The following is a 12,661-nucleotide window of genomic DNA, read 5'->3' on the forward strand; positions in this document are numbered from 1 at the left end:
GGGTTCGTCAGACGGCGATGTGACGGGTGAGGGTCTCGTGGTTCAGCGCTGCCGGGTCACCGCGCGCGACGACACGACCCCGCGACAGCACCACCACGGCGTCGGCGACCCGAAGGGCGAAATCGAGATACTGCTCCACGAGCAGTACAGTGATCCGGCCTTTGAGCCCGGCGATCACCGTCTCGATGGCGACGACGATCGAGGGCTGGATGCCCTCCGTCGGCTCGTCGAGCAGCAGGACACGAGGCCGCGTCGCAAGCGCCCGGGCGATCGCAAGTTGTTGCTGCTGGCCGCCCGAAAGATTGCCCCCCGGACGGTGCCAGAGGCCGCGGAGCGCCGGGAACAGGGCGACCGCCTCGTCGACGGCGTCGGTTCGCTCCAGCCCGTGGGCCCGGGCCGCGACCCGCAGATTCTCGGCGACACTCAGGTCCGGAAAGATCTCGCGTCCCTGGGGCACGTAGGCGAGGCCCGAGCGGGCCCGCCGGTCGGGCGACAGGCGAGTCAGGTCGGTCTCATCCAGTGCGATCCGCCCGCGGCTCGCCGGGATCAGGCCGGTGAGGCAGCGCAGCAGCGTGGTCTTGCCGGCGCCGTTGCGGCCGAGCACGGCGAGGCAGGCGCCCGGCTCGACCGTGAGGCCGATCCCGCGCAGCACCTGTGCGCTGCCGTAATGCTGGTCGAGCCCCTCGACGGCGAGACGTGCGGGTTCGCGGGCTTTCGTCATCGGCCGAGGAACACCTCGATCACGCGGGCATCGCCCCGCGCGCCCTGCATGCTGCCCTCGTAGAGCGTGCGGCCCTCGTGCAGCACGGTCACCCGGTCTGCGATGGCCTCGACGAAGCCCATATCGTGTTCGATCACGAGGATCGCGCGGTCCGGCCGGCGCAAACTCCGGATCAGCGCGGCGGTCTGGGCGGTCTCGGCGTCGGAGAGCCCTGCCACGGGCTCGTCGAGGAGGAGCAGCGCCGGCTCGGCGGCGAGCACCATGCCGATCTCCAGCCACTGTTTCTCGCCGTGAGCGAGGCTGCCGGCCGGCACCTCGGCCCGCGGGCCGAGGCCGATCTCGCCGAGGATCGAGGCGATGCGGGCCGGACGGTCGCGCGGGCTCAAGGCGGGGCCGCAGCCGATCTCCAGGTTCTCGCGCACGGTGAGCGCCGGGAAGACGCTGGGCTTCTGGAACTTCCGCCGCACGCCGGCCCGCGCGATTTCGGCTTCGGAGCGCTTGGTCAGGTCGATCTGATCGCCGAGCATCACCCGGCCGGAAACCGGCTTGGTGACGCCCGAGATCACGTCGAGAAGCGTGGTCTTGCCGGCCCCGTTCGGGCCGATCACGGCCCGCACCTCGCCGGCATCGACCGCGAGCGACACGGCATCCAGCGCCGTGAACCGGCCGAAGGCGACCGTCAGGGCGTCGACCACGAGGGCGCTCATCGGGGCCTCCGCAGCCAGGTCGGGCGCGGGCGGAGTGCCACGAGGTCGAGGAGGCCGTTCGGCAGGACCAGCACCACGAGCAGCACCAGACCGGACAGGATGAAGGGCCACGCCTCCGGCATCGCGGCGCTCAGCCAGAACTTCAGGCCGTTGACGAGGATCGCGCCGATGACCGCGCCGCCGAGCCGCCCGAGGCCGCCGATCGCCACCCAGACGGCGATCTCGATGGAGAGGTCGGGCGCCAGCACCCGCGGATTGATGATGCCGACCTGCGGCACGTACAGGATGCCCGCGAGCGCCGCGATCATGGCCGAGAGGCACCAGATCCCGAGCTTGAGCCGGGTGGTGCTGTAGCCCAGCGTGCGCAGGCGGGTCTCGTCGTCGCGGCAGGCGAGCATCCGCCGCCCGACGGCGCTGCCGACGAGGAGCCGCGTGCCGGCGAGCAAAGCCGCCAGCGTCAGGAGGGCCGCGACGGCCAGACCGGTGACCACGCCCGGCGAACCCATCGGCCAGCCGAACAGCAGCGGGAAGCCGGTCATGCCGTTGTTGCCGCCGAGCCCGGTATCGTTGCGGTACATCAGCAGCATCGCGACGTAGACGAGCGCCTGGCTGATGATCGAGAAGTAGACGCCGTTGACCCGCGAGCGGAACGAGGCGAGCCCGAACACGAAGGCGACGAGGCCGGCGAGCGCCAGCGCGAGGACGAAGGCGTACGGGGCGTGGTCGAGACCCGCCCAGTAGGCCGGCAGGCTCTTCCAGCCCATGAACTGCACGAAGTCCGGCAGCACGCCGGTCATCGCGGCGCCGTGGGCCAGCAGGTGCATGGCGCCGACATAGCCGCCGATCGCGAAGAACAGGCCGTGCCCCAGGCTGAGGATGCCGAGATAGCCCCAGACCAGATCCAGCGACACGGCGAGGATCGCGAAGGCGGCGAGCTGGCCCAGGGCGTTGACGAGATACGGCGCGGGCGGCGCCACGAGGAGCCCCGCCGCGGCGGCGAGGCAGAGCCCGACGAGGCCGGCCACCAGCGGATCGCGCACGGCGCGCCGCGCCGGTCCGGCTGCCGGAGCGAGAGCGGTCTGCACGGCGCCGCTCATCGCCGCCGCCGCACCGCGAACAGCCCCTCGGGCCGGCGCTGCAGGAACAGGATGATTCCGACGAGCACGATCACCTTGGCGGCGACCGCGCCGGAGATCGGCTCGATCAGCACGTTGGCGCCCCCGACCCCGAGGGCCGCCACTAGGGTCCCGACGAGGCTGCCGACGCCGCCCAGCACCACGACCATGAAGCTGTCGACGATGAAGCCCGCGCCCATGCCGGGATTGACGCTGTAGATCGGACACAGCGCCACCCCGGCGAGCCCCGCCAGGCCCGAGCCCAGCCCGAAGGCGAGGCGGTCGACCCGGCGGGTCGGCAATCCCAGGCAGGCGGCCATGTCGCGGTTCTGGGTCACGGCGCGGATGTCGAGCCCGAGCGGGGTCCGGCGCAGGACCAGGAGCGTCACGACGAGCGTCGCCGCCGCGAAGCCGATGGCGAACAGCCGGTTCCAGGTCATGACGAAGTCGGCGTAGAGCGGCACGCCGCCGCTGACATAGGCCGGCATGACGAATTGCAGGTTCTGGGTGCCGACCGTCACGCGGACGAGGTTCACGAGGAACAGGCTCACCGCCCAGGTGGCGAGCAGGCTCATCAGCGGCCGCCGGTAGAGGTGGCGCAGAATCAGCGCCTCGACCGCGATCCCGACCAGGGCGACCGCCAGGAAGGCGATCGGGATGGCGGCGACGAGGTAGAGGTCGAGCAGGCCGGGGGCGAGGCGGCGGAAGGCCTCCTGCACGGCGTAGGTCGCGTAGGCGCCGAGCATGATGAACTCGCCCTGGGCGAGGTTGATCACGCCCATCAGCCCGAAGATGATCGCGAGCCCGGCCGCCGCCATGAACAGGATGCTGGCGAAGCTCAGGCCGTTATAGACGACCGCGAGGCCGTCCCCGACCGCCACCGCGCGGGCGACCTGTGCGAGGCCCGCATCGAGCGCCGCCCGGAAGGCCGGGTCGGCAGCGTAGGCGGGATCGCCCTTCAGCGCCGCGAGCCGTGCCTGCGCGGCCCCGGACGGGCTCGCGGCCACCGCGGCGATCGCCGCCCGGCGCCGGGCCGGATCGGGCGACGACAGGGCGGCCGCCTGGGCGAGGCCGGCGATGGTCGCTTTCAGCGCGGCATCCGTCTCCGCATCGCGGGCCCGGTCGAGCACGGCCGCCGGAACGGTGGCGATGCGCCGCTCCAGAACCGCGAGACCGACGGTGCGGGCGGCCGGATCCGGGCCGGTCAGCAACGCGACGGTGCCGCGCGCGGTCTCGATTGCGGCGCGCTGGCGCAGGCCGAGGACCGGCGCGCGCGTCTCCGAGACCGGCCGCGGTGCGCCGATGATCGCGTCGCGGCCCTCAGGCGCGCCCGGGCGGTCGAGCAGGACGGCGCCGTCCGCCGGGCAGGCCAGGCGGCGCTCGGCCAGCGCGCCGAGGAGCCTGCCGGCGAAGGCGAGGTCGTCGGTCGGAAGGTCCCCGCCAGCCTGCACGAGACCCTCGGCTCCGCGGACCTGCGCGGCGCTGTCCCCGCACAGGTCCGCCGCGAAGGCCGCCCGGTCGAGCGGCGCGGCGGAGGCCGAGGCCGCCCCGAGCGCAAGACACCCGAGCACCAGAAGAGCGCGGAGCGGAAACCGCCTCAGATCAGCCATAGGGGCTGAATGGGACCGGCTTCGGAGCGTTCGGAGATTGCCAGAGGACGTCGAAGCCGCGCTTCTCGTTGACAGAGCCGATGAAGACGCCGCGGGAGACGTAGTTGTTCTCGCCCGTCATGGTCAGCGTGTAGCCCGAGGGATCGTCGAAGCTCAGTCCCGCGAAGGCCTTGCGCACCTCCGGCACCGCGAAGGACCCGGCCTTGGCGGCGGCGAGCGCCCAGAGATGGACGCTGTCATAGGCCGAGACCATCGGGTCGATCACCGTGTCGGCGCTGAACGGGACGTTCTTGGCCTTCACGTAGGCGGCCCACTCGCCGAGGAATTTCTGGTTCCGCTCGCCCTTGGCGGCCTGGAGATAGGCCCAGCAATTCAGGTGGCCGACGAGCTTTCCGGTATCGAGCCCCTCGAGGTCGGCCTCCACCATGTCGAGGCCGAGGATCGGCACGTCGGTGGCGCTGATGCCCTGGTTGGCGAACTCGCGCAGGAAGTCGGGGATCGAGGAGCCGACGACGGTCAGCACCACGATCGCCTGGCCGCCGGGCTGGCTGGCGAAGGTGCGGACCTGATTCACCAGCGTCTGGAAGTTCGAGAAGCCGAACGGCACGTATTCCTCGCGCCACGCGCTCTCGGGGATGCCCTTGCTCTTCCAGTACCCCTTGAGCTGCTTGTTGATCGTGCGTGGCCAGACATAGTCCGAGCCGATCATGAAGAAGCGCTTCGCGGCGACGCCGTCCGGACCCATCAGGTAGTCGACCGCCGGCAGCACGGAACTCGCGGGCGGCGAGTTCACGTAGACGACGTTCTTGGAATTCTCGTCACCCTCGAAGTGCAGCGGGTAGAACAGCAGCCCGTCATTCTGCTCGACGACCGGCAGGACTGACTTGCGCGACACGGAGGTCCAGCAGCCGAACAGGGCCGCGACCTTCTCCTGCTGGAGCATCTGCCGGCCGATCTGGGCGTAGAGCGGCCAGTCCGAGGCGGGATCGGAGGTCAGCACCTCGATCTGGCGGCCGTTGACGCCGCCGCGCCCGTTGATTTCGTCGGCGGCCATGCGGACCACGTGGTTCAGCCGGCCCTCAAGATTGGCCATCGTGCCCGACGACGAGAACAGGCAGCCGAGCTTCACGGTATCGGCGGCGAAGGCAGGCCGGATGATGGCCGGTGCCGCGAGCAGCGCCGCTGTCCCGATGAAGCTGCGCCGCGTGAGATGCGTCATCGACCCCGAAGCTCCCATGGATGGACCGTCCGAGTGTCGGCCGAGGTCCGGGGGACGGGAAGGTCAAAGAAGCTGCAGGCCAGCTAGGGCGTTGCGCATATTGGTAGCACTTGCGTGAATGACGGGCGCATTCTGACCGAGAGCGTCAAAATTGCCATCTCGGGCGCCGTTATGCTTGGCCCGCCTTCGTCTTGGCGCATCGCCTGATCGACGGTGGACGCAGCTGGAAGACGCTGTCGGGAGCCGACCTCAAGACCGCGAACGGATGGTCCGCATATCCCGACGCCTCGGCAGCCGTGAAGTCCTTCGCAGTGGCAGCCCGGGAGCGGATGGTCCGGGGCAGCGACTGGCCGGGCCGCGGTGAGACGCGCATGCCCGACGATGCTCGGCGACTCGACCTTCCGGATGATGTGTGCACGGCGAGCAGACCGACGCGCGGGATTTGGTCGACGATCCTGCAGCGCTCTGCGGCGGCTGCGCCGGTGCGGCGCTGCCGGCGACGTCTTTCCCGATGAGGTGCTACGCCAAAGGCCGTCAGGCGGCCGCGGCCGGCGACGGAATCGAGGTTGACGTTCAAGGCGATGTTTTCGCGCTCGGCCACGGGCAGGCCGTCGAGGTAGACGCGCGAGCCTGTCAGCGCCCATTCCTCCGCACCGAAGAAGGCGAGGCGCAATTTGCGCCGAAAGCGCCCCGCCTGGGGGGGCGAGCGCCCGCGCCACCGCGACGCCGGCGGCGTTGTCCATCGCGCTCTCGGCGAGGTCGTGGCCGTCGAGATGCGCGCTCTGCACGACGGTCTCGGCGGTTTGCCCCGGGAGGATCCCCCCTCGACGACCTCCAGCGTGGCGGAGGCGGCCCGCCACCCGGCGTAGGGGGCCGGCACGGTCTCGGCGGGACGCCCCGTCGCCGCCGCGCCAAGGTGCCGGACGAGGTCGCGCGCCGCGGCCTCCGAGGGCGTACCCGCGAGGCGCCCGCCGCAATCACAGATCGCCGCGAAGTCGTCCGGAAGGAGCCGTCTGACAGGATCCCGGCGGCGCTGGAGGGCGGCTGCGTCAGGAACCGTGCTCCATCAGGTAGGGCCGGACGTGCCGGTCGATCTCCGCGGCGAAAGCCTCGGCGAGGCGGGAGAGGCCGCTCTGCGCCGGCTCCAGCATGCTCGAGAAATTACCGCGCGAACTCAATCGCATAGGTGTTCGCATTTTTGCATGTCGGCCCGCGTCAAACCTGCCGCCCCGCCCGAGAGCATCCTCACCGCCGCCGCGATCAACGTGCTCGACGGCATCGGCCTGGCGCCAGACAGGCTGATGCTCTGCCGGTTTGACGGGACCGCGCCTCAATGACAGGCGCTTGCCTCAGCCCGGGTCTTGATGAACCTGAGCAATCGCAGGCTTGAAGGGGCGCCTCATGCAACAGGACGAGGCGGAAGGGGACGATTGGCGCTCCGTCAGCACGCGCCCGCCCGATGTGGCCAGCATCGGCAACGCGCTCGCCCGATCCTCCGAGCCCGGCCGTGGCCGCAATGCTGACCAACCCAGCGAGATCCCAGCCCTCGGTTGGCATGACATCCTCTGGCGCGTCGTCCTCTCTGTGCCGCGCGACCGGGTGTTCGCCACAGCCGGCGGCGTGGCGTTCTTTGCCCTGCTCGCGATCTTTCCGGCGCTGGCCACAATCGTCTCGCTCTACGGCCTGTTCTTGGATCCAACAGCCATCGGACAACACCTGAGCCTGCTCGCAGGCGTTTTGCCGAACGGCGTGCTCGGCCTGTTGTCCGAGCAACTCGTTCGTATCGCGCGGCAGAGTCCCGGCGCCCTCAGCACCGCCTCGCTCCTGAGCCTGCTTACGGCCTTCTGGAGCGCGAATTCGGGCGTCGGCGCGCTCTTCGACGCGCTCAACGTGATCTACAGAGAGCGCGAGAAGCGATCGCTCGTTCGCTTCTACGCGACAACCTTTCTGTTCACCCTGAGCGGCATCGTCTTCATTCTCGCGACGGCCGGCGTGCTGGTGGTTCTGCCGATCGTGCTGAACCGCATCGGCTTAGGAGCCCTGACCGACACCGCGCTCCGCGTCCTGCGGTGGCCGGCGCTCTTGATCCTCGTGAGCCTGAGCTTGTCACTGACCTACCGGTATGGTCCGAGCCGGCGGGAGGCGAAATGGCGCTGGGTGAGCTGGGGCAGCGTTGTCGCCGCTGTCTCCTGGGTCTGCGCCTCCGTCCTGTTCTCCTGGTACGTGGCGAGCTTCGACAGCTACAATCGCGTCTACGGCTCGCTCGGAGCGGGGGTCGGCTTCATGACCTGGATCTGGCTCTCCGTGGTCATCACGCTTCTTGGGGCGGAGCTGAACGCCGAGATGGAGCGTCAGACTGCCCGCGACAGCACCACAGGGCGGCCCAGGCCGCTTGGATCACGGCAGGCATTTGCCGCCGATACCGTTGGTCCACCGCAGGGTTGAGGCCATTCGCCCTGGCGCCTCTTCACGCAGCGCTTGGAGGATCTTGGGAGGCCACCGCCTCGGATCGGTCGGCATCCGGCAGGCGAAAACGAAGGCGGGGCGCCCGAGCGGGCGCCCCGAGGTCGTTTGAAGGCGGCGACCGCTCAGTCGTCCCAATCGTGATGGCGGTGGAAGCCGCCGTCACGACGCTCGATCACGCGCATGCCCGGGCGATCCCAGTCGCGATGTCGGAAGCCGATGCCGCGATAGCCCTCGCGATAGTTCTCCCGCGCGATGACACGGCCGTGGCCGTGGCCCGGCCCATAGCCATATCCGTCACCCCACTCATGAGCCTGGACGGTTGAGGCAGCGCCCACGAGAGCGGCTGCGGCGGCAAGGGTCAGAGTGATCTTCTTCAAGCTGCATCTCCGTATCAGTGATTGCTCTCAAAACGTCATCGCTTCGAAAACCGTTCCCTTGAAGTATGACTCTTGCCTCACTGAGACCGTTACTGGTGTGCGGGCCTGGTGGCGCCAAATGTCTACCTGAAACCGCGCGCACGCTCGATGCGGAACGGTTCAGGTTGTTCGCGCGTCTCTGGTGACCTGTCTTCGCGCGACACGCGCGGGCCGCGTTACCCTCCCTCCTGCGGGGTCGCGGCACACCGGCCTGAGAGCATGCTCGCGACCACCCACCTTGCGCTCATCAACGTCTTCACCGGCGACATCCAGGGTGGCCTCGGTCCGTTCCTGGGCACTTGGTTGGCCGAGACCGGCGGCTGGTCGCCGGCGCGGGTCGGATTCGTCACGACGCTTGTGGGCGTTGGCGCCCTGTTCCTCAGCGGCCCTGCCGGCGCGCTCGTCGACCGGATCGGGCGCCCCCGCCTCCTCATCGCCGCCGCCTGCGCGGCCATCCTCGCCGGCACGCTGCTGGTCATGCCCGCCACATCGTTCCCGGCGGTGTTCGCCGCCCAGATGCTGGCCGCGGCCGGCGGCGTACTCCTTCTCCCGGCCGTTACCGAGCTGACCCTTGGCATCGTCGGCAAGGACCGATTCCCGAAGCAGCAAGGACGCAACCAAGCCTACAACCACCTCGGCATCCTGGTCGCGGCGGCGATCATAAGCTTCGGTACCGTCCGCCTCGGGCCGTCCGTGGCCTTCTGGGTGCTCGGCGCCATGGCCCTCCTGGCCATCGCCGCCAGCGTGACGACCCCGGGCCACTGCTACAATGGACGCCGCGCGGTCGGCTGGAAGGAGGACGATCCGGACGACAAGCCCGAGCGGGCGAGCGCCCGTAGCGTGCTCTCGAACCGCAAGCTGATGGTGTTGGCGGTGGCGCTGGCGCTGTTCAACCTTGGCAACGGCGGCATGCTGACCCTGCTCGGGCAGAAGCTTGTGGCAGCCGGCACTGACGCCACCGCCTGGACGGCCCGTTACGTCATGGTCGCGCAGCTGGTCATGATCCCGGTGGCCCTGTTCGCAGGCTCGCTCGCCGACAAGCGCGGGCGTCGCAAGCTCCTGCTGGTGGCGCTCGGGGTGCTGCCGATACGCGCGGCATTGTCCGCCTTCATCGACGACCCGGTGTGGCTCATCTCGGCAGAGATTTTCGATGGCGTGGCCTCGGGCATCGTCGGGGTGGCCGTGCCAGTGGTCGTGGCGGACCTGACCTGGGGCTCGGGCCGTACCCAGACGGCGCTTGGAACGGTCAACGCCGTGCAGGGCATCGGCGGCGCGCTCTCGGCCTGGTACGGCGGCTTGGCGCAATCCCTGCTCGGCTGGACCGGTTCGTTCCTGGCCCTCGGGGCCCCCGCGCTCATCGCCCTCGTCCTGGTCGTCTGGCTCGATGCGACCTGCGAGCCGGGACGTCGCACACGCCGGCGCGAGCGCTTGACCGCGAGCCCGCAGCCCGCCTGACCCGGACGCTAGACCGCCCGCGTCCGAGTGCCGGCATCGTGGCGTTCTGGTGCTCGACGAGGAGAGGCCCGGCACCGGGACCGACCTTACGCCGAGAATGACCGCTCGTCCGGTCAGGCCGGACCGCCTCGGCGTGAAATTCAGGCGTAATCGGCCAAAGCCTTGCTCTGCGCCGCAGCCGCCATGATCCGCGCCAGCTGTCTCACCCGCTCAGCCCGATCTCCCGGGCAGAGGCCAAGTAAGATGCTGGGTAGCGTAAGTGAGAGCGAGCACTCGAAGGCGCCCGCCCGCGCAAATCGTCCGGCAGTTGAAGGATGATCGGCTCTGCGCGGAGCGAGGCCCTTAGGGCGCCCGGCAATCCATCGCCGCCGTAGCCTCGATCACGCTGAGAGCCCGGCGCCTCACTTCCAGCGCCGCAGTCGGGCTGTCCGAGACGACGGACGCCTCGCGCTTCAGCGCCGCGTCGCAGGCGCACGAGCTGTAACCGGCCGTGTCGTAGCAGGTGTCGTGGCGCAGGCATGCCGCGTCGAGGTCGTCGGTGGGCGGCAATCCCTCGCCCCGCTGGCCCTTCCCGCAATAGTTGCCGTGGAACAATTCCTTGCCGGCGACGACGCGGTCGAGGGCGCCCTTCGGCGATGCCGGCGCCTCGGCCCGGCCGCTGGGGTTCAGGTCGTTGGCCGGGCCGCCAGCCTTCGATCCTGACGAGCGAAGCGCCTTCGGAATGTCGGAGCGACCGTCGGGCTCGTTCAGGGCTTCGCCGGACCGTCCGTTCGGGTCGGAGATGTCCGGCAGCGGAGGGGGCGGCCCCGGTCGGGGATCGTCCGCCTCGATAGGCGCGGCGCGCACGCCCTGAGCCATCGAAGCGTGCGGGCAGGCCACGAGGATTAGCCCCACGACGGCGAGGAAAGACGGTCTCAAGGATGCCCTCCGGATCAGCAGCCCCTAAACTCGAAGCTCAGCTTTCTCGTTCCGGAGGCGGCCCCGGCGGCCTTTCCCAGCAATAACTTGTGTTCAGTGGGTGAACGACATGCTTCGCAGCATGCGAAGACAGCCCGCTCAGGCTCGGCCCCGCCTAGATGATGAGGTTCAGTAGCGGTCGTAGCCGTAGCGGCCGTAGCGGCGTCCCGCGTCGATGCGCATGTCCCTGCGACCGTATTCACCGAACTCACGGTGGCGTCGATAGCCGTGCGCCGGAGCCCAAGGTGGGGGACCGCCGTGACGGAAGCCACGTTCGCCCCTCGCCCACGGCGGATCGGCCATGGCGGCCGACGAGGCCCCGATGATGCCGCCCGCCAGGGTGAGTGCGCCGAACACGGCCAGCATCAACTTGCGAAACATCGAAGGCCTCCCTCGTGTCGGCGTGTTGCCAACTTCGGTCTAGAGACCGCGAGCGGGGCTGAACCGTTCCATGGGACGCGTCGGAGCGACCGGAGGCTGTCCGCTCGGCTCGCCGTCACCGCCCTCAGGGGTGCCCCCTTCACCGATCAGGCGCCCTCATCCGACCGGGGCACCGCCGCTGACCTGCTCACCACCGTCCCCGTGCGGGAGGCTCCCCACTTTGTGCCTCCGGCTAGGCCCCTGCATGCAACGGTTTCCTGAGCCTCCGGATTTCTGATCGGTTTCCCGAAACGAGGAAGGGATGTTTGCCATGCCACTATGTTTGGTCGCGACCGTTTTGCTTCTGTCCGCGGCGGCCACCTCCGCCCTCGCTGCGCCGATGTCGGCGGACGACAAGGCGGCCCTGCAGCAACAATGCATGGGAGACTTCACGACCTTCTGCGGGGACATGCCGCCCGAGGACGGCCCTGAGACGCAGGCATGTTTCGAGAAGAACATGTCAAAGTTGTCGCCCGGCTGCCAGGGCGCCATCCAGAGCTTCAAGCAGGGCAAGAGAGGCTGATCGGCCGGCCGCGCCGACGGCGCCCTGCCCAGGGCGAATTCGGCGCGGTCGCGCTGCGGAATGAAGCACGATTCACAATCCCAGGCGCGCAGGCCGAGGATCTGGCCCGGCGGGGTCTGCGCGGCACCGAGCGCATCCGCGTGGCCGAGGATGACGAGCGGGTGCATCCCTGCTCGGTCGGATCCTCATGACAGCGCACCATACCACCGGCAACGCGCACAATGCCGGGGGCCATCACGGCCTGACCGGCCCCGGAACGCACCTGCTGCCTGAGCCGTTCGGGCTGGACCAACGGGCCGAAACGGTCGGCGCGGGCCTGGCCTGGACGGCTGAGGGGCGATCCGAAGCCGGACCGCCCCGCATCCCATCAATAGCTGTAGGACCGACGCGGGTAGGTCTGGGATGGCCCATATCCAGTGTCGCGAGGCTGGACCCGCGAGCCGTACTCGATCTCCTTGCGCCGTGCCTGCCGGTTGGCGAGGTAGCGTCCACCGATGCAGCCCGCCACAGCGCCGACGACGCCGCGCTCGGCTAGGTAATGGCCGGCCAAGCCTCCGATGATCGCGCCCTTGATGCAACCCTTCGCCTCGGCGGCCCCGACGCCCATCAGGGTCACGAAGGCGACGACTGAGGCTTTCGCGACGATTCGCATGACGATGCTCCTGCTGGACTCAGGAGAGAATGTCCTCGTGTCGGTCACGTTCCGGCTGGTTGCCGCAATTCCCCCACTTCTCATATGTGAGGCGTCGTCAGCCTGTGCCGGCCTTCGCCCTGTTGGTCGAGGGACGCCGCGGCACCGCGGGCGTGGAAGCCACGGGGCAGGACAAGCGCCGCCGACCTTGTCGTCGTGATCCGGCAACCCAGTGACTGGGCGGCCCTCCGACTGTCGGGCGGTCGATCGCCTGAGAGAGCGGCCGCGACTGGTGTGGCGTAATCGACCTGACCGGTTCCTTTGAACCGCCCCGGGTTTCCCGGAGGCCGTTTGGTTTGGGTCAGGCGGCCAAGGCTTGGACCTCGGTCTGGGCATAATAGCGCGCTTCGGCCTCGGCGGG

15 protein-coding genes are annotated in these 12,661 nt (G+C 69.5%); 5 read left to right on the forward strand and 10 right to left on the reverse strand.

All coding sequences use genetic code 11. The features are described 5' to 3' along the window. Positions 1-7: 7 nt before the first annotated feature. From urtE to CIW48_RS33575, 6 genes are all read right to left on the reverse strand, one after another. On the reverse strand, positions 8-721 hold the full coding sequence (gene urtE / locus CIW48_RS29200; protein WP_149313918.1) for an urea ABC transporter ATP-binding subunit UrtE: 714 nt from the start codon (positions 719-721) through the stop codon (positions 8-10). Then, positions 718-1,428, reverse strand: coding sequence for an ATP-binding cassette domain-containing protein (locus CIW48_RS29205; RefSeq protein ID WP_149313919.1), 711 nt, complete (start codon positions 1,426-1,428; stop codon positions 718-720). Before CIW48_RS29205 ends, urtE begins: the two co-directional genes overlap by 4 nt. Next, complete coding sequence (urtC, locus tag CIW48_RS29210) at positions 1,425-2,525, reverse strand: urea ABC transporter permease subunit UrtC (protein ID WP_149313920.1); 1,101 nt, start codon at positions 2,523-2,525, stop codon at positions 1,425-1,427. The genes CIW48_RS29205 and urtC overlap by 4 nt, the downstream gene beginning before the upstream one ends. After that, on the reverse strand, positions 2,522-4,153 hold the full coding sequence (gene urtB, locus CIW48_RS29215; protein WP_149313921.1) for an urea ABC transporter permease subunit UrtB: 1,632 nt from the start codon (positions 4,151-4,153) through the stop codon (positions 2,522-2,524). The genes urtC and urtB overlap by 4 nt, the downstream gene beginning before the upstream one ends. After that, on the reverse strand, positions 4,146-5,372 hold the full coding sequence (locus CIW48_RS29220; protein ID WP_149313922.1) for a transporter substrate-binding protein: 1,227 nt from the start codon (positions 5,370-5,372) through the stop codon (positions 4,146-4,148). The genes urtB and CIW48_RS29220 overlap by 8 nt, the downstream gene beginning before the upstream one ends. 169 nt (positions 5,373-5,541) lie before the next feature. Beyond that, on the reverse strand, positions 5,542-6,045 hold the full coding sequence (locus tag CIW48_RS33575; RefSeq protein WP_173009439.1) for a M28 family peptidase: 504 nt from the start codon (positions 6,043-6,045) through the stop codon (positions 5,542-5,544). A 1-nt stretch (position 6,046) separates the two neighbouring features. On the opposite strand from CIW48_RS33575, the gene CIW48_RS33580 reads away from it, so the two are divergent. The 3 genes from CIW48_RS33580 to CIW48_RS29235 all read left to right on the forward strand — a co-directional run bounded on the left by CIW48_RS33580 (position 6,047) and on the right by CIW48_RS29235 (position 7,817). Continuing rightward, complete coding sequence (locus CIW48_RS33580) at positions 6,047-6,241, forward strand: hypothetical protein (protein ID WP_173009440.1); 195 nt, start codon at positions 6,047-6,049, stop codon at positions 6,239-6,241. 333 nt (positions 6,242-6,574) lie between these two features. Next, positions 6,575-6,709, forward strand: coding sequence for a hypothetical protein (locus CIW48_RS34640; protein ID WP_281407402.1), 135 nt, complete (start codon positions 6,575-6,577; stop codon positions 6,707-6,709). 64 nt (positions 6,710-6,773) lie between these two features. Beyond that, positions 6,774-7,817, forward strand: coding sequence for a YihY/virulence factor BrkB family protein (locus CIW48_RS29235; protein ID WP_149313924.1), 1,044 nt, complete (start codon positions 6,774-6,776; stop codon positions 7,815-7,817). Between the two features lie 143 nt (positions 7,818-7,960). Here the strand turns inward: CIW48_RS29235 and CIW48_RS29240 are convergent, their stop codons facing one another. Further along, positions 7,961-8,215 carry a hypothetical protein gene (locus CIW48_RS29240; RefSeq protein ID WP_149313925.1) on the reverse strand — a complete coding sequence of 85 codons (255 nt, stop codon included), beginning with the start codon at positions 8,213-8,215 and terminating at the stop codon, positions 7,961-7,963. A gap of 258 nt (positions 8,216-8,473) precedes the next feature. On the opposite strand from CIW48_RS29240, the gene CIW48_RS29245 reads away from it, so the two are divergent. Then, positions 8,474-9,709, forward strand: a complete 1,236-nt coding sequence (locus CIW48_RS29245) for an MFS transporter (RefSeq protein WP_149313926.1) — start codon at positions 8,474-8,476, stop codon at positions 9,707-9,709. 342 nt (positions 9,710-10,051) lie between these two features. Here the strand turns inward: CIW48_RS29245 and CIW48_RS29250 are convergent, their stop codons facing one another. Both CIW48_RS29250 and CIW48_RS29255 read right to left on the reverse strand, forming a co-directional pair. Next, positions 10,052-10,627 carry a hypothetical protein gene (locus CIW48_RS29250; protein ID WP_149313927.1) on the reverse strand — a complete coding sequence of 192 codons (576 nt, stop codon included), beginning with the start codon at positions 10,625-10,627 and terminating at the stop codon, positions 10,052-10,054. A gap of 168 nt (positions 10,628-10,795) precedes the next feature. Next, positions 10,796-11,047: a hypothetical protein gene (locus tag CIW48_RS29255; RefSeq protein ID WP_149313928.1), complete on the reverse strand. Its 252-nt coding sequence runs from the start codon at positions 11,045-11,047 to the stop codon at positions 10,796-10,798. A 310-nt stretch (positions 11,048-11,357) separates the two neighbouring features. On the opposite strand from CIW48_RS29255, the gene CIW48_RS29265 reads away from it, so the two are divergent. Continuing rightward, positions 11,358-11,609 carry a hypothetical protein gene (locus CIW48_RS29265; protein ID WP_149313934.1) on the forward strand — a complete coding sequence of 84 codons (252 nt, stop codon included), beginning with the start codon at positions 11,358-11,360 and terminating at the stop codon, positions 11,607-11,609. A 367-nt stretch (positions 11,610-11,976) separates the two neighbouring features. Here CIW48_RS29265 and CIW48_RS29270 read toward each other — a convergent pair whose 3' ends face one another. After that, positions 11,977-12,261: a hypothetical protein gene (locus CIW48_RS29270; protein ID WP_149313930.1), complete on the reverse strand. Its 285-nt coding sequence runs from the start codon at positions 12,259-12,261 to the stop codon at positions 11,977-11,979. Positions 12,262-12,661 lie beyond the last annotated feature (400 nt).

Source organism: Methylobacterium sp. P1-11 (genome assembly GCF_008329595.1).
In the GTDB taxonomy this organism is placed as follows: domain Bacteria; phylum Pseudomonadota; class Alphaproteobacteria; order Rhizobiales; family Beijerinckiaceae; genus Methylobacterium.